This window comes from Paenibacillus sp. MDV22-iso6 (assembly GCF_058408365.1).
The window spans coordinates 47,915-65,239 of the sequence record NZ_JBZVDZ010000015.1 but is presented as its reverse complement, the minus strand read 5'-3'; the positions used below and the strand labels follow the sequence as shown (position 1 = coordinate 65,239).

The following is a 17,325-nucleotide window of genomic DNA, read 5'->3' as shown; positions in this document are numbered from 1 at the left end:
CAGGGAGGAAACCGATGGACGATCAATCTCAACATACGACAGCAGGTCATTCCGCACAGTCCGGATCCAATACAGCTACAGGTCTCAGAGAAGTGCTTGCTTCCCCCTATCGCTCTTATTTATATTCGTATCCCCACAAGACCGCATATCGGGAGTTGAACCCACCTTTACCGCTCGGTCCATTGTGGGAACGTGAGAATACCGATACGTATTTTTTATATATGCACATTCCGTTTTGTGCCGCTCGTTGCGGATTCTGCAACCTGTTCACGTTGCCGGATCGTCGTGATGACACCCATGTGCGTTATGTGGATGCGCTGGAACGGCAAGCCAAACAGTGGGCACCACTCACATCACGGAGACCCTATTCGAGGTTTGCCATCGGTGGTGGGACGCCCACATTATTAAATGAAATTCAATTGAACCGCTTGTTCGATATTGCGGAACAGGTGATGGGGCTCGATCCAACGCAAGCTTCGATCTCGGTAGAAACATCACCGGATACCGTGACGGAAGCCAAATTGGCGATCATGAAGGAGCGAAGTGTGGACCGGGTAAGTATGGGCATCCAAAGTTTTATCGAAGCCGAAGCCTCGGCCATTTACCGTCCGCAAAAACCACAGGAAGTGGAACGCGCGCTTGAGAAGCTTACACGGTATGAATTCCCTCTGTTGAATCTGGACCTAATCTATGGTCTGCCAGGACAAACGGTGGAATCATGGCTGTATTCGCTGGAACGTGTCCTTTCATATGAACCGGGTGAGATTTTCATTTACCCACTGTACACCCGCGAGAATACCATTGTGAAACCGGATGATATACAACGTCAGGGACCGGATATTCGGATGGAGCTGTATAAGGCTGCGCGTGAGACTTTAAAAAGCAGAGGCTATGTCCAGTATTCCATGCGCAGATTTGCCAAAGAACAATCATCTTCTGGAAGCAAAGAGCATCTACCCTACAGCTGTCAGGAGGAAGGCATGGTTGGTCTGGGTTGCGGTGCACGCTCTTATACCAGTGAAGTACACTATGCTTCCAAGTATGGTGTTAGTTATAAGACCACACAGAGCATCATCGCCGATTATGTGGCAACCGAGCGTTATGATGTGGCCGATTACGGCATTGTACTCAGCCGGGAGGAGCAGAAGCGCCGCTTTATTCTGAAAGCCCTGCTGCATCGGGAAGGTTTGGCGCTGTCGGATTATGATCAACGATTCGGGACGGAAGTCCTGTCAGACTACGGATGGTTGAGTGAACTGTTGTCTGAGGGCATGGCTGAGCTTGAGCAGGACGATAAGGGTAACCGGGTACTGCGTCTGACAGAAGAGGGACTAGGCTACTCGGATGCCATTGGAGATTGGCTCATATCCGCTGAGGTTCGTGAACAAATGGAAGGGTTTGTGTTCTCATGAGAGCAACCTTGTATTATCGGGGGAAGCTGTCGTCCTGTAATTACGACTGTCCATACTGCCCGTTTAGCAAAACGGTAGATTCCAAGGAGACGTTGGAAGTGGATGAACAACAACTGCGTCAATTTGTGAATTGGGTGAGGGATCAGGAGAGTGCTGGACATCAATTTTCGATTTTCTTTAACCCGTATGGAGAAGCTCTGGTAAGGCGTTGGTATCGGGAAGCGATGATTGAACTATCGCATATGCCACATGTGGATAAAACTGCAGTCCAAACCAATCTGTCTGTCAAACTGGACTGGGCGCGCGAAATGAACCGGGATAAAGCGGCATTCTGGGCAACCTATCACCCGCGTGAAACGAAGGAGTCTTCCTTCGTCAAACAATGTTTGACTTTACGTGAGATGGGACTTGCTTTCAGTGTGGGGACGGTTGGATTGCGCAGCGCATTTCCTGCTATTGAATCGATGAGGCAGGCGTTACCCGATGACGTGTATATGTGGATCAATGCATTTAAAGATCGACCCAATTATTACAGCGTGGAAGAGGTCGACTTTTTACGATCCGTTGATCCGCTGTTTGATGGGAACCTGCGGGATTATGAGAGTCTGGGCAAGCGCTGTTCCGCTGGTTCGGAGGTATTTTATGTGCAAGGGTCAGGGCATGTAAAAAGGTGTTACAAGGATCGTCGAATTATTGGGCATCTCTACCGCGATGGTTTGCAGGCTTTGGCCGCAGATCGGCCGTGTGGCATGAAGAAGTGTGGCTGTTACATCGGTTATATTCATATGGAGGATTCTCCGTTCAGAGACATCTTTGGAAGTGGATTGCTTGAACGTAATCCGGTACTGATCAATCCATAGATATCGGTAAAGGGGTGCTTGATGAACAGCTATTATGCTGCTCATCGGCACCCCTTTTAAGAATGAAAAGATAGCTTTTTTTATCGAATGGCCACTTTGTACGTACGCAACCACGAGTTGATCTGTGTCAGATATGCAAATAGCTGTGGACCCGACATTAACTGTCCAAACCAGGGCAGGTTCGATGAAGCATCCGGTGAAGAGGCCAATTTACGAATTTGAGCTTTGTCGATTAAAGGCAAGATCGGTGAGCTTGCGTCATCCAGAATATCAAGCACCTGCTGTTTAACGGCAGCAAGATACTGCGGATTATGTGTTTTCGGATAAGGACTCTTTTTCCGGTACAACACATCGTCAGGCAGTACACCTTCCAGCGCTTTACGCAGAATGCCTTTTTCCCGTCCGCCTGTCATTTTCATGTCCCAAGGCACGTTAAATACATATTGAATCAAACGGTGATCACAGTAAGGTACCCGAACCTCAAGGCCCGCTCCCATACTCATCCGATCTTTCCGATCCAGTAGTGTAGGCATGAAGCGGGTGATGTTCAGATAGGACATTACTCGCATTTGGGCTGCTTTACCGGTCTCCCCATCGAGTAAAGGTACTTCAGCCACAGCATCCGAGTAGCGGTCCGCGAGATAGTCGAGTGGCCTGATCCATTCCCGAATGTCCGGGGATAATAATCCTGCTCGCATATCAGGCGCAACAGACCATGGGAATGTACCGGAGTTGAGCATCTCTTCCCGGTGGAACCAAGGATAACCGCCAAATACTTCATCCGCTGCTTCGCCCGAAATGGCAACGGTGGCTCCTTTTTTGATTTCTTTACAGAACAGATAGAGAGAAGAATCTACATCCGCCATACCTGGCAAATCCCGCACAAGCATCGCCTGGGTCAGTGCATGAACCAACTCCCCATTTTCAATCTCAATCCAGTGATGATCTGTCTTCAGTTCATCCACCATACGCTTAATCCAGGGTCCATCTGCACCAGGCTGGAAGGAATGGGCCTGAAAATGCTTTGCATTATCCACATAGTCAACAGAATACGTGCTGACCTGGCCTTGACCTGTACGGTTATAATAATCTACCGCTAACGCAGATAGAGCGCTTGAATCCAGTCCCCCCGACAAAAGAGAGCAGACCGGAACGTCAGAAGCTAATTGGCGTTCTAATGTATCCTGCAACAGTCTGCGTACTTCGGCAGCTGTCTCTTCCAAATTATGTTCGTGATTCTGACTTTCCAGCTTCCAGTAAGCATAGGTTTTAATACCGTTTCGGTTGTAGATAAGCGCATGCGCAGGTTTGAGCTCGTTAAGGGAGGAGTATACGCCGTGTCCAGGTGTCCGGGCAGGACCGACAATAAATACTTCTGCCAAACCTTCAGGGCCTACTGCAGCTTCTACATCCGGGTGGATGAGCAGTGCTTTGGGTTCTGAGCCAAATACGAGTGCATCCTTTGCATGACTGTAGAACAGGGGTTTGACACCCAACCGATCACGGGCGATAAAAACCTGTTCGCGTCCGCCATCCCAAATGGCGAAAGCAAAAATTCCGTTAAACCGGTCAACGCAGGCCGGTCCCCACTCAATATAAGAGGCGAGCAGCACTTCCGTATCACATTGTGTGCGGAAATGGTGTCCGCGCTGGAGCAATTCCTTTTTCAACTCGGGTGCATTGTATAGTTCTCCGTTATACACGACGGTATAGGAGGTGTCTCCCTGTAACGCATGCATGGGCTGTGCCCCGTTCTCCGGGTCCATAACACTGAGACGCCGATGTCCGAACGCACAAGGATTGGAGATCCATGTACCTGAAGCGTCGGGCCCCCGGTTCGACAAGCTGTCCGTCATCCGGACCAGCAGCTCTGATTCCTGGGTCAAATCCCGATTCCACTGTATGAAGCCGGTTATACCGCACATGGTTTGTTCATCCTTTCTTAGTCGAGTCATTCATCCGTATGGCTGCTTAGTTGCTAACAGCCAGCAAATGTTGTCTTTTTCGTCAGAAGTCGTAACAAATATATGCCGAAAGCAGGCATAAAATGTCTGTCCTCTTCGGAAACTATATCTAGGGACAACGGCCTCAACATGCCTGTGAAGGAGAGAACTTGCAAATGGACAGTATGACCTATTATGTATCTGTCATGGGGCGCTCTGTTATTCCGGACCCGCACGTAACATCGTATGAATGGGTGATCCAGGCGACGCCGCAGGAGGCGGAACAATTACTGGGACTGCTTAATCTGATGCAGGAAAAAGAGGAAGAGGCCTTTCCAGGAATGGTATTCCCTTGGCCGGATACGCCGGAGGAGTCTGTAAACCGCGCATATGAAGCTGTGTTACAGCAGGTGTATCGGGAGATTTACCGTTTGGGAACACCAGAGACCCGATACCAGATCGAACAAAGTACATGAAATGGACAAAGGAGCGCGATAACAAATGTATGCCATTCAGGATGCCAAAATACGCAGATTAACCGAAGTGGATGGATTGTCTTGTGCAGAAGTTGAGGTACAGCCTGGAAATACGGGTGATCCGTCTTTGCTTGTATACGTTGCGGCTACCCAGCCAGGGAATTCGCTTGAAGTCGTTCGAATTGTACGCAATCATTCGGATGCAGTCCTGGATTGGTACAATAACAATATGCACAACGCGTTTGAAGATGCCACGGAAACGGCGTTTGAGAACAGTGAAGGCATTACAGCAGGAGAAGATAAAGCCCGGTTTCAGAGTGAGTTACTTGCTTTTGGATTACTGGGACCGACGCTTCAGCGTTATTTGGTGGGGCAAGGTTAAGGTGGGCGTTCCAACAAATGCCGATAGCTGCAAAGGATAAGCGGAATTACCCGGAGCCATACTATATCCAAGTTCCGGGGAGGTGATAGCAGTGGCTTCCAAGTTCAAGAAAAACAAAGGGAACCTTTATGCGCATCATACCGAGTTTGCCGAGGAAGTGCTCGCCATTAACAGCAAGCGTCCTGCCCAGAGAAATCCGTGGCGTCAGGGAAACAAGTAACCGGAATGCAGAAACCCGCCTTTCAAAAGAAGGGCGGGTTTTTGAATGTTTATTTTAACTTCGTTGTGGAGCTTGTGGTTAGGCATATTCACGCAGTACTTGAATCCCTTTGACGATATTGTACACAAAACTTAATGCATAAATGACAAAGAACAGAATTACGAATCCGACAGCGGAACCTAGACTGTGGGCAGTAACGAAGAAATAAAGTAGCGGGATTGCCGCAAGAAACGGGAATATATGTGAGAGTAAGGCTCGTTTAGCATGTCCCTCAATATAGTTGTCTTTGGCTACAATCCAAATAATGATGGGAAACAGGAACGGGGCGAAGAAGATACTAAAGTAGGATAATGCTGATAAAAGTTGTCTCATAGCGGTTTCTCTCCTTTATTTGGTTCAGTAGAATGTATGTATGCAAATGATTACCCAGCAAGTCTCATCCTGAATATGTCTGCCCATTATAAATGCGCCTGAGCTTAATATCCTCAATATTGCCTGCTTAAAGCATTCATATTCTGTACCTGTGTTGAGTATGAAAATAATACGTTCAAGTCATGTGGAAGGATGCAATTATTAATTTTTTTATAAAACTATTGAAAAATATAGAAATGAGAGTATAATAGGAATCGCGCGGTATTTTTATTATACATATTTGTCTCAGTAGCTCAGCAGGATAGAGCAACGGCCTTCTAAGCCGTCGGTCGGGGGTTCGAATCCCTCCTGGGACGTATTTAGAAAAGCTTCCTTTGGGAAGCTTTTTTTGCGTTCTGGGGATGAGAACCCCAATGGTTCGTCGGAGCATCCGCTTCGGGAGCACTACTTCGCAGTCTCGACTGTAAGGAGAGTATCCCTCCTGGGACGTTAGAAAAAGGCTTCCTTCGGGAAGCTTTTTTGCGTACAGGGGATGAGAACCCCGAGGTTAGGAGGTTGGTAATTGTTTATAGGTGTAAACTATCAAATGTATAGAATTTATATATTTAATTAATAAACCATCTTGTGACACAATGAAGATATCAATCATGAAAGCGATGGTGGTATCCATGCAATCGATTAATCAATGGCAAGCGGATGAGTATGACAACAAACTGGCTTTTGTATCGGGTTATGGTAAAAGTTTAATCTCATGGCTTCAACCTCAAAAAGGGGAGTATATCCTTGATTTGGGATGCGGTACAGGGGATTTGACGTACGAAATTACTGCAGCGCAGGCTGAGGTAGTCGGCATGGATGCATCACCCGACATGATTCGTCGTGCAAGAGGGAAGTTTCCCAATATCGAGTTCATGGAGGGGGACGGACATCAGTTTGCGACGAACAAGCTCTATGATGCCGTCTTTTCCAATGCAGCTCTACATTGGATGCGAAGTCCGCGACTTGTAGTGGATAGTATATGGAAGTCTTTGAAGCCTGGGGGACGTTTTGTAGCGGAGTTCGGTGGCAAAGGCAATGTACAGATCATTGTAGATGCATTAGAGGAAGTGTTTGAACGACACACTGGCATTCCTGGATCAGAGCGCAACCCTTGGTATTTCCCGACGATCGGGCAATATAGCAACATTTTGGAACAATGCGGGTTTTTGGTGCGACAGGCCTACCACTATGACCGTCCTACTAGACTGGCGGATGGTGAACAGGGTATAGAGGGCTGGTTGGCTCATTTTGGAGGGGACTATTTTGATGGTTTGAGTCAGGAACAAATTCAGGAAATCTGTAGTGAAACGAACCAAATCGTTGTGCCGAAGCTCTGGAAAGAAGATGCAATCTATGCCGATTATAAGCGTCTTCGAATTGAAGCAGTGAAGCCGGGAAGTTAAATAAACAAAATATGTATCTTTGTTAAATGAATTAATAGAATGTTTTTCATGAAATCCATCGATCACAATTAGGCTAGGAATCTTTTCAGAATGAAGAGGATCTTGGCCTTTTTTCCTATGCCTTATTTAAAATTTGAAATATTCGATCGACAAATAAATACAATTTCACGCTTTTCTCTTACTCAAGAACCATATAAGTAATTTTGATATCATATTTGTAATTATTTAGAAGGAAAATGTGTTATTTTAGTAGAATAATTTACCAAGGGTCAATCTTCTTGCAGATAGGGCGGTGAGTTGTTCACAGGTATTGCAGTACTTGTCATAGCAGGACCCAAGCGATTGGTGAGGTACTTTCATATTGAGAAGGAGGGGCATAGCCTTGAATAAACGATTGATATCCATATTGTTAAGTATCCTAATGACTTTTTCTATCATCATGCCAGCGGCCGGAGCCGCTCCTGTAGGTGTTCAGCTTGAGAACTCGCTAAGCAAGGGCGAAGCCACACAATGGAGAGAGATTCTTGCCCAGCGGGAAGGAAAGCTTGCAGCAGATCCATTTTTGGACAAGAGCCTAGAAGGTCTTGGGGGAGAGAAAACAAGAGTAATTGTTGAGCTCTCCAATAAACCAGTTGCTGTTGCGCAAGGCGAATCTACCCTCTCAGGAAAATCTTTTACCTCCTCTATGGAAACAAAGGCTGTGACTCAAGTCGAGCAACAACAACAGTCATTTGTACATAGCCTCACTCAGAATAAAATCAAACACGAAGTATTGGAAAATTACGCATATGCCCTGAATGGTGTAGCCATTGAACTTAAGGGTAACCAATTGGGACAGTTGCTTCGCATACCGGGCGTTGTCAGTGTATACCCTGACCTTGAAATTACCGTATCCCCGGAAACAGATGAAGTGAATCCTTATATGAAAGATACCGCACCATTTATTGGCGCCCCTGAAGTATGGAATCTGGGATACAAAGGAAAAGGTGTCAAAGTTGGTGTTATTGATACAGGAATCGATTATGAGCATCCTAATTTGCAAGACGCCTACAAAGGTGGATGGGATTTCGTAGGAAATGACAATGATCCTTACGAAACAACACATGAAGAATGGAAAGTGTCTGGGGCACCTGAGTTTAATGCCAATGGAAGCGCCTATTACACATCCCACGGTACTCACGTAGCCGGTACCATTGCTGCTCGAGAAGCAGGGGACTACGGCATTGTCGGCGTTGCACCCGAAGCTGATATCTATGCCTATCGTGTTCTTGGACCCTATGGTAGTGGACAAACCTCATGGGTATTAGGGGGAATCGATCGTTCCGTTGCCGATGGTATGGATGTAATCAATCTCTCGTTGGGTAACGCTGCCAATGATCCAAGTTACATTACTTCGGTTGCTCTTAACAATGCCATGCTGTCTGGCGTGACTGCAGTTGTAGCAAGTGGTAATGATGGCCCGAATCGTTATACATTAGGTTCTCCAGGAGCATCGGCTATGGCAATCACTGTAGGTAACTCCACAGGGCCTAGCCAAAGCATTACAGCCAACACTCATTTCTGGATTGGTGAGGAAGGTAAAGGTACGCTTCCAGAAGAACAGCCTGTCCCTGAAGTTGAGCCATCTCCTGAACTGGGAACAGCACCGGGAACGGAAACTCCTGAAGTTCCGGCTCAAGGTGAACCATCAACAACACCGGAAGGTGCAACAGGTGAAGAAGCTTCATCAACAAACGGAGCGGCATTGTCTGGAACAGCGTCTGCTGATTTTACAGCTCTAGATGTGGAAGCCAGCCAATCCGAAGAGGGTGTTCAGCCAGCCTCGCCTTCGGCACCAGTCGAAACCTCTCCAGAGGTTGCACCTGTGAAAGAAGAGCCTGCGATTGCTCCAACTGAAACGGAGCAAAATCCATTGGCTGTTACTGAGTCGGTGTACCGACTTGATGTAATGGGCTGGAGCCTCTCAGCAGATCCGGAAGCTGTTTTGACGAATCAATATGATCTTTTATTCGCAGGGTTGGGTAAACCGACCGACTTTGAAGGCAAGGATTTTACAGGCAAAGTGGCTTTTGTACAGCGCGGTGAGCTGGCATTTGTAGAGAAAGTAGCCAATGCCAAAGCTGCTGGTGCAGTTGCTATTATCGTATATAACAATATTCCAGGCCCGATCGGTGTGAGTTTGGGAGATAATTTTGAACTTATTCCAACTTTGAGCATGTCGAAGGAAGATGGAGAAAGTATCAAGGCTGAGCTGGATGCTGGTCAAAGCGTTGAAGTGAGCTTTAGTGACTTCGTTAAAGGTCAAACGGCTGGCGATGAAATGAATCCATCCAGCTCCCGCGGACCAGCCAAGGTGACTCTGGATATCAAACCGGATATAGTTGCACCGGGTACCAGCATTCTGTCTACTGTTCCTGCCTATGGCAAGGACGAACCGGGAGCAGATTATTCACAGGCTTACGATCGTAAATCAGGTACAAGTATGGCCACACCTCATGTTGCCGGACTGGTTGCCCTGTTGATTGAGAAGCACAGTGACTGGACACCATTTGATATTAAAGTTGCACTCATGAACAATGGTAAAGTGCTCGACACGACCAAATACGATGTGTTTGATCAAGGTGCAGGTCGTATTCAAGCGGTGAAAACGATTGATCCTGCTGCATTTGTTAAAGTATTGGATGTAACGAAATACACAGAGAATGGCGTGGCTGTCGAGAAACCAAATGTTACAGGTAGTGTGAATTTTGGTAACTTCCTCAGCACGGACGAAAAAACCGTCAGCAAAACGATCAAAGTGGAGTCGCTGAATGGCAGCGGTGGAAACTACACTGTAAGCGTGAATCCAACTCGTACAATTCCTGGTGTATCCGTTGCGGTGGATAAGAGCTCTTTTACACTGAATGGTGAGGAAGAGTTACAGGTTACTATTACAGTTCCAAAAGGTGTTACTGCGGTAACAGAAGCGCAAGGCTACCTTCAGTTGTCTAATGGAACGGACACATTTAGTGTTCCATATGTCGCACATTTCAACCTTACATTGGCAGGCGTTAAATACATTGAGACTGTGAAAGGTACAGAGAAGAACCCGTTCCAATATCCATTGAAGCCTGATGGTACGCTGGATACACTCAATGTAGCTATGGAATTCTACAATCCCATGAATTTTGCCCTTATTGAGATCTTCGATGGCCTTAACCCGGATGGGGGCTATTATGGAGATGGATATATTGGATCTATTTTTGGAAACTACTATAGTTTCGCTGCCAACACAAGATATACTCTGGCTTGGGATGGACAGTATGCAGACTACACTACCGACGAGGTAACGACGATTCCAGACGGTCTTTATACGGTTGATATCACTGCAATCGGTGTTGATGGAAAAACGTATATCGAAGATACTTCTCCATTTTTGGTGAAAAAAGCAGCTCCGGTTGTAACAGCACCAGAAAATCTGGAAGTGGTGCAGGCGGACAAAGAAGCTTTGACAGGTAATGTTGATGATCTTTATATCGTAGCCGCTCCAGCGCTTAAAAGTGGATGGGATACTGAACTTGATGTAACAGCTTCATTGAAGGCTGGTTACACTGTGAAAGATACAACGAATAAGAAGATTACGGAAGGTGCCTTTGAAGTTGAAACAGACGGCTCATTCACTCTTAGACTCGGCAAGTTGTTAGCTGGGGAGTACATTGTGGAAATGTCTGTTGAAGACTTGCAAGGTTTGATTGGAACAGCGACTACATCACTTCTGGTGAAAAAAAATCCTGATCCGGAAGTTCCTAATCCTGGTACACCATCACCGGGCTCTGGTTCAGGGTCTTCAGGCGGATCTAGTTCTTCCAATTCTTCCCCATCACCTGCACCTACGCCTACAATTAAAGGTGACGCATCTGTATCCGAAAAGAAAAACGCTGACGGAACTACACAGGCTACAGCAGCGATTTCCGAAGCGGTAATTAATACACAGTTGCAGGATGATAAGAAGGAAATCAAGCTGGATTTATCAAGCGTTGAGTTTGACAAATATAGTCTAGTAGATCTGACAATCAGTAAGGCTATTGCTGATAAAATTCAAGCCTCAGGTAAAAATCTGATTATTGAGGGCAAAACGTTCAATGTGACTATACCTGCTGCTTCTTTGACGGATTACGTCACAGATAGAGGATTCAGCTTGAAGTTGCATGTTGCAGAAGGCAAGGATAACAAACAAAACGAGAACATTGTTTCTCAAATTGTATCTATTGATCTTGATGCAGACAAATTCAAGCACAATATTGGGCTTACATTGAAATATGATGTGAACTCTGTAAAAGACGTACGTAAAGTTATTGCTTATCATCAAACAACAAAAGATGCTTGGGAGCCTGCGTCTTTGTCCAATGTGTCTCAAAAAGGGCAATTGGAATTCAATGTAACACAACCAGGTTCTTATGTTGTTGTAGAGAATGCTGTAACTTTTGGAGACATCAACAGCCACTGGGCTAAAGATGAAATCGAAGTTATAGCCTCTCAACAAATTGCTAAGGGTATTAGTGCTAGCACATTCTCACCGAATAGTACCATTACTCATGCAGAATTTGCGACGTTGCTTGATCGTATTTTCGGAACGGGAATCGATTGGGAAACACGTAGTAAAGAAGCGAGTGCACAGGACCAATTGACACGCGAAAATATGGTTTTGATGATTGCCGATGCTTTGGAAATAAAACAAGGAGTAACATCCATTGGTTTCAAGGATGAAGATCAAATTTCAGATGGAGCGAAATCAGCTGTTCATTTTGCTGTAGAGAATGGTTTGGTAAAAGGTATGTCTGGCAACAAGTTTGCTCCAAAAGCTACATCAACTCGTGCTCAAGTATCTGTCGTTCTGTACCGTCTACTTGAATATCTGGATAAGCTTTAATAACTATTCTAATCACAGTGTGAGTTTAGCAAAAAAAGACCTTTCCATTGGGAAAGGTCTCTTTGCTTATATAATGGAAGCTCCAATTCATCATGAACCAATCAAACGATTGGCACTTGCTTTCAATCCCATGAAAAGTAACAGAACAGCAAGTGTAACTTGCAAAAGCAATGGAAGGGTCCATCCTTGTGTCCAATCATGAAGCACACCGAACAGCAACGGTCCGACGGCTGCCAGCATATACCCAAAGGATTGAGCCATACCTGAAAGTCCCGCAGCCTGTCTTGCATCGGATGTACGCAGTACAAAAAACATGGTTACAAGTCCGAACGAAGCCCCGGCTCCAACGCCAGCCAAAGCAACACCGACGGTAACGAGAGAGGAAATACCACTTAAAAGGAATACATAGCCCAGAATCAGACATGAACCTGTAATTGCTGTCAGCCAACGTTGATCTTTCATTCGTCCAGCCAGAATGGGGACGATGAACGTTACCGGAACACTAACCATTTGCATCAAAGACAACATCCAGCCGGCTGAAGAGGAACTGAAACCCTGATCAGATAGAACCTCTGGCAGCCAGGTAATTGTAGTGTAAAAAATTAAAGATTGCAGTCCCATGAACAATGTGACATACCAGGCTAAGGGTGATGTAATAAGACGAACCGGCTTCGCGTCCGTTCTCGAAGCCACGTAAACTTCGCCGCGACGTCCAGAACGGACGTGAGGCAGCCAGAGAATCAGGGCTAGAATGGACAGTATAGCCCACATGCCCAGTGAAGCGTGCCAACCCATGGAGGTTAAGCCTGCCGTGGGAACGCTGATTCCTGAGGCGATAGCGCCCCATATATTCATGGACACGGAATAGAGGCCGGTAACGAGACCCACTCGCAATGGGAAATCCCTTTTGATCAGACTGGGCAGCAATACGTTGCTCAGGGCAATACCACATCCAAGGATTGCTGTTCCTGTAAAAAGAAGTGGAACAGAGGGCATAAACCGGAGGGATACGCCTATGGTCACAAGAATTATGGCAGTTAACAGAGCGGTTTCTAGTCCGAATCTTCGCGCCAATTGTGGAGCGAACGGAGAGATTGCCGCGAAGGCAAGCAAAGGAAGAGAGGTAAGCAAGCCTGCCAATGTATGACTTATTCCTGTATCTGTACGGATCAGTTCCACAATCGGACCTGTTGCCGTAATAGGTGAACGCATTGTTGCAGCGATAACGATAATGCCTGCCAGCAAGAGTCCAAGTTTCATGGATGCTAACGATGAATTATCGACTGCAGAATGGTCAGGTGAGTTTTGATGTAAAGAGGATGGCATGGTAAATCTCCTATAGTTTATTTGTCTAATATGTATACTTTGATACATACATATACATAAACAAGCATAACATCCCGTGTCAACATCAGCCGATTAACGTATTCAATCATCCCCAGAACGCAAAAAAAAGCTTCCCGAAGGAAACTTTTCTTTAATTGCGTCCCAGGAGGGATACTCTCCTTGCAGTCGAGACTGCGAAGTAATCCTACCGAAGCTTATGCTCCGACGAACCATTGGGGTTCTCATCCCCAGAACGCAAAAAAAAGCTTCCCGAAGGAAACTTTTCTTTAATTACGTCCCAGGAGGGATTCGAACCCCCGACCGACGCCTTAGAAGGGCGTTGCTCTATCCAGCTGAGCTACTGAGACATGAAATTTTTCAAGCAAAATTGATTTTATCATAAATAATGATGAATATCAAACATTTTATTATTATATATTTTTCGTATATGATATTTGGCGGCAGTAACGTTTTTTTCATTATAATTAAGGTTATGTTAGAATATCAGAAGAACTCAAAAAATAGATCGACTTTCGTTTAATATACATCTATTTATGGTTGATTGCGACTGGAGATTCAGGATACAGAGGAGGTGCTCCTATTAAGGAATCCACGACCCCGGAAACCGAGCACAGTAACAATATTGTGCTGTTTCCTAAGACGCTGGACTATTACCAGATTCAATTGACGGTTATGCTAGAAAATGAACGATATGGTGAAGCGATGGAACTGCTTCGCTTTTTGCTGCAATGCCAAGGGCAGGAAGAACGGCATTACGACGAATGGCGAGCCTTGCTCGAATGGCTTGAAGCTGCGTTTCCTCATTACGGGGAAGATTTACCCGAGGTTCGTGAAGAGCGTGAGGAAGAGGAAATTAGTGAAGAGGACATGGCACGCCAACATGCCCGATCCAAGCTTGAGCAGGATGATGGCTATGCGGATAAACTTCTTCGTACCGTAATGGAGGAGCCTTTATCTGAACAAACAATGCTGGCGCTGGAGCAGCTTGCTTATCTCGATCGGCCAGAAATTGATGATTCGCTTATCGGTTGGCTCAAAGACAAGACGCTGCATCCTTTACTTCAGTTCCGCGTGCTTCAGACATTACGTCGCCGAGGTGTTCAAGGCATTATTGCGTTTACTCGTGGGGAAGAGCCGGTTGAAGTGGAGATTGATACCGTTCCGCTTAGACCTGAGGATTTCCCGATTCAGATCGTTCAGATTCTTGAAAGAGTGGCAGATCAGACGGAGGTTCATGAACCTACGCTCTTTTATTTTGCACAAGAACTGTGGATTCAATATGTCATGGCCGTGTACGGAACCCGTGATTACATGTCTATGCTGGAAGAAAATGATTCCATGACAGATATATGGGGAGCTGCTCTACATATGACCGTTGCAGACAGTCTGGGCGGTTCGCATGACGAGGAAGATACTCGCTCAATGTATGCTGTGACAGGGGCGATGCGCTTTCGTCTGGAGCAAGCATATCGATCAATGAAGCAGTTTGTTTCTGCCGGTTTGGATGGTCAATAGGACCCGGAAACGTTTTCCTCAAACCGTATCAAGGGATTCCCCTTGAAAAAGAATCTAATCTTGTTTATACTAAAATGGTTATTTTGTACGTGATTGCCTACGTGAACATGCGAATTTTGGAGGGGAAAGTATACAATGAAAGCAACTTGGGAAAAGATAGAGAAGAACCTTGGGGTTCTTGAGGTTGAAGTGGGTGCAGATCGTGTAACTGCAGCACTCGACAAAGCTTTTAATAAAGTAGTTAAACAAGCAAATGTACCTGGATTCCGTAAAGGTAAAGTTCCACGTTCCATCTTTGAAGCTCGTTTCGGTGTAGAAAGCCTGTATCAAGAAGCAATTGACATTTTGCTTCCTGAAGCTTACACAGAAGCAATCGACCAAACGGATATCTTCCCGGTTGATCGTCCTGACGTAGATGTCGAGCAATTCGCTAAAGGACAAGTATTCAAGTTCAAAGCGAAAGTAACAGTTAAACCTGAAGTTACACTGGGTGACTACAAAGGCGTTGAAGTTGCTGTAGCCAAACATGAAGTAACGGATGTAGAAGTGACTGAAGAGCTCGAGCGTCTTCAACAACGTCACGCAGAACTCGTTGTTATCGACGAAGGTTCCGCACAAAACGGCGACGTTGCTGTAATCGACTTTGACGGTTCCGTTGATGGTGTACCGTTCGAAGGTGGACAAGCTGAGGGTTATTCCCTGGAACTTGGTTCCAACACATTCATTCCAGGATTTGAAGAGCAGGTTGTGGGTCTGTCCACAGGCGACTTCAAAGACGTTGAAGTAACTTTCCCTGAGAGCTACCATGCAGCTGAACTGGCTGGCAAAAAAGCGGTATTTAAAGTGAAAGTACATGAAATCAAACGTAAACAACTTCCTGAACTGGATGACGAGTTTGCAAAAGATGTTAGCGAATTCGATACGCTTGAAGAGTACAAAGCTGATCTGAAAACGCAATTGGAATCCCGCAAAGCAGATGAAGCCAAAGCAGCTCAAGAAAATGCTGTTGTAGAAAAAGTGGCTGAAAATGCTGAAGTGGATATTCCTTCTGCAATGGTTGAGAGCGAAGTACAAAACATGATGCGTGATTTCGACAACCGTCTGCGCAACCAAGGTATGAACCTGGAAATGTTCCTGAGCTTCTCTGGTCAAACACAAGCTGACCTGAGAGGACAAATGCAGGAAGATGCTTCCAAACGTGTTCGCAACAACTTGGTTCTTGAAGCCGTTGGTAAAGCGGAAAACATCGAAGTGTCTGACGAAGAAGTTAACCAAGAACTCGAAAAAATGGCTGAGTCTTATAAGCGTCCTGCTGAAGAGATTCGTGGCATTCTCGAGGGTAATGGTTCCCTGGACAGCCTTCGTGATGAAGTGAAACTGCGTAAAACGATCGATGTTCTCGTTGAGAACAGCAAAGTCGTTGAAGCTGTTGAAGCTCCAGCTGAAGAAGTTGCTGCAGAAGCTGACGAAAAATAAGACAAGCTGTTACGTAATGAACAGCTGAATAAACGATAAGGCACGTGAATCATTGCGTGCCTTATTTTTAAATTATGGCATCCATTTTATAGAGGATTCAGTAATAATATGGATGGATTTCGTTGTGGCATTGGTTATGCATATTCAAGGTCCTATGGTTCTCCTGCAAATAAAAAAAAGGTGAAACGGCATAGGATTGCTCCGATTTGCACATACATAGAAAACATGGTTAAATATGATCAGGCAAAAAAGTAAACTTACTCCGTCTTTACACCACTTGTGAAAAATGACATTGTCACAGGAACGTGTTAGAATGAATTTGGGTTTGCTTTACAGGTAGCCTATGTCTAATTACATGTAGAAAAGAGGTTGGTCTCATGAGTCTGGTGCCAATGGTTGTTGAACAAACCAATCGAGGCGAGCGGTCTTACGATATATATTCGCGTTTGCTGAAGGATCGCATTATCTTTTTAACCAGTGCGATTGATGACGATGTAGCCAATCTTGTCATAGCGCAGCTTTTGTTTTTGGCAGCCGACGATCCTGAGAAGGATATAAGTTTGTACATTAATTCACCTGGTGGTTCTGTCACCGCAGGGATGGGTATATACGATACGATGCAATATATCAAGCCGGATGTATCGACCATTTGCGTAGGTATGGCAGCAAGCATGGGCTCGTTATTGCTGACAGCCGGAGCTCCTGGTAAACGATATGCGCTGACTAACAGCGAAGTGATGATTCATCAGCCGCTTGGCGGCGTTCAAGGACAGGCTGCGGATATCAAAATTCACGCAGAATGGATTATTAAAACACGTCAGAAACTGAATCAAATATACGTCGATCGTACAGGTCAACCCCTTGAGAAAATCGAGCGGGACACAGACCGTGACTTTTTCATGAGTGCTGAAGAAGCCAAAACGTACGGCATTATTGACCAGGTGCTCAGCAGACCGATCAATTCCTAAAGG

The 17,325-nt window shown here is 45.6% G+C and carries 13 protein-coding genes and 2 tRNA genes; 11 read left to right on the top strand and 4 right to left on the bottom strand.

Annotation, left to right across the window (positions count from 1 at the left end; genetic code table 11):
- Window positions 1-14 precede the first annotated feature (14 nt).
- Together AC4PM4_RS29060 and AC4PM4_RS29055 are read left to right on the top strand one after the other, a co-directional pair.
- A complete protein-coding gene (locus tag AC4PM4_RS29060) occupies window positions 15-1,412 on the top strand; it encodes an STM4012 family radical SAM protein (protein ID WP_491615179.1) in 1,398 nt (465 codons plus the stop codon).
- Complete coding sequence (locus AC4PM4_RS29055) at window positions 1,409-2,272, top strand: STM4011 family radical SAM protein (RefSeq protein ID WP_491615178.1); 864 nt, start codon at window positions 1,409-1,411, stop codon at window positions 2,270-2,272. The genes AC4PM4_RS29060 and AC4PM4_RS29055 overlap by 4 nt, the downstream gene beginning before the upstream one ends.
- An 80-nt stretch (window positions 2,273-2,352) precedes the next feature.
- Here AC4PM4_RS29055 and asnB read toward each other — a convergent pair whose 3' ends face one another.
- Complete coding sequence (gene asnB / locus AC4PM4_RS29050; protein WP_064635806.1) at window positions 2,353-4,197, bottom strand: asparagine synthase (glutamine-hydrolyzing); 1,845 nt, start codon at window positions 4,195-4,197, stop codon at window positions 2,353-2,355.
- 194 nt (window positions 4,198-4,391) lie between these two features.
- On the opposite strand from asnB, the gene AC4PM4_RS29045 reads away from it, so the two are divergent.
- The 3 genes from AC4PM4_RS29045 (at window position 4,392) to AC4PM4_RS29035 (ending at window position 5,293) form a co-directional block, all read left to right on the top strand.
- Window positions 4,392-4,691 carry a hypothetical protein gene (locus AC4PM4_RS29045; RefSeq protein ID WP_063566707.1) on the top strand — a complete coding sequence of 100 codons (300 nt, stop codon included), beginning with the start codon at window positions 4,392-4,394 and terminating at the stop codon, window positions 4,689-4,691.
- A gap of 25 nt (window positions 4,692-4,716) precedes the next feature.
- Complete coding sequence (locus AC4PM4_RS29040; protein WP_063566708.1) at window positions 4,717-5,073, top strand: hypothetical protein; 357 nt, start codon at window positions 4,717-4,719, stop codon at window positions 5,071-5,073.
- A gap of 91 nt (window positions 5,074-5,164) precedes the next feature.
- Complete coding sequence (locus AC4PM4_RS29035) at window positions 5,165-5,293, top strand: hypothetical protein (RefSeq protein WP_256336669.1); 129 nt, start codon at window positions 5,165-5,167, stop codon at window positions 5,291-5,293.
- Window positions 5,294-5,371: 78 nt separating this feature from the next.
- Here AC4PM4_RS29035 and AC4PM4_RS29030 read toward each other — a convergent pair whose 3' ends face one another.
- Window positions 5,372-5,665, bottom strand: coding sequence for a magnetosome magnetite crystal formation protein family (locus AC4PM4_RS29030; protein WP_063566709.1), 294 nt, complete (start codon window positions 5,663-5,665; stop codon window positions 5,372-5,374).
- Between the two features lie 282 nt (window positions 5,666-5,947).
- On the opposite strand from AC4PM4_RS29030, the gene AC4PM4_RS29025 reads away from it, so the two are divergent.
- The 3 genes from AC4PM4_RS29025 to AC4PM4_RS29015 all read left to right on the top strand — a co-directional run bounded on the left by AC4PM4_RS29025 (window position 5,948) and on the right by AC4PM4_RS29015 (window position 12,016).
- Window positions 5,948-6,021 (top strand) — tRNA-Arg (locus tag AC4PM4_RS29025).
- A gap of 291 nt (window positions 6,022-6,312) precedes the next feature.
- A complete protein-coding gene (locus AC4PM4_RS29020) occupies window positions 6,313-7,107 on the top strand; it encodes a class I SAM-dependent methyltransferase (RefSeq protein WP_240321515.1) in 795 nt (264 codons plus the stop codon).
- 382 nt (window positions 7,108-7,489) lie between these two features.
- On the top strand, window positions 7,490-12,016 hold the full coding sequence (locus tag AC4PM4_RS29015) for a S8 family serine peptidase (protein WP_491615176.1): 4,527 nt from the start codon (window positions 7,490-7,492) through the stop codon (window positions 12,014-12,016).
- Window positions 12,017-12,106: 90 nt separating this feature from the next.
- Here AC4PM4_RS29015 and AC4PM4_RS29010 read toward each other — a convergent pair whose 3' ends face one another.
- Entirely contained in the window at window positions 12,107-13,342 is a 1,236-nt protein-coding gene (locus AC4PM4_RS29010; protein WP_491615175.1) for a CynX/NimT family MFS transporter, read from the bottom strand.
- A gap of 294 nt (window positions 13,343-13,636) precedes the next feature.
- A tRNA-Arg gene (locus AC4PM4_RS29005) sits at window positions 13,637-13,710 on the bottom strand.
- Between the two features lie 190 nt (window positions 13,711-13,900).
- Here AC4PM4_RS29005 and AC4PM4_RS29000 point away from each other — a divergent pair.
- From AC4PM4_RS29000 to clpP, 3 genes are all read left to right on the top strand, one after another.
- A complete protein-coding gene (locus AC4PM4_RS29000; protein WP_371129279.1) occupies window positions 13,901-14,878 on the top strand; it encodes a hypothetical protein in 978 nt (325 codons plus the stop codon).
- A gap of 135 nt (window positions 14,879-15,013) precedes the next feature.
- Complete coding sequence (tig, locus tag AC4PM4_RS28995; RefSeq protein ID WP_090810436.1) at window positions 15,014-16,354, top strand: trigger factor; 1,341 nt, start codon at window positions 15,014-15,016, stop codon at window positions 16,352-16,354.
- Between the two features lie 377 nt (window positions 16,355-16,731).
- A complete protein-coding gene (gene clpP, locus AC4PM4_RS28990; RefSeq protein ID WP_024633993.1) occupies window positions 16,732-17,322 on the top strand; it encodes an ATP-dependent Clp endopeptidase proteolytic subunit ClpP in 591 nt (196 codons plus the stop codon).
- The last annotated feature ends 3 nt before the right edge of the window (window positions 17,323-17,325 follow it).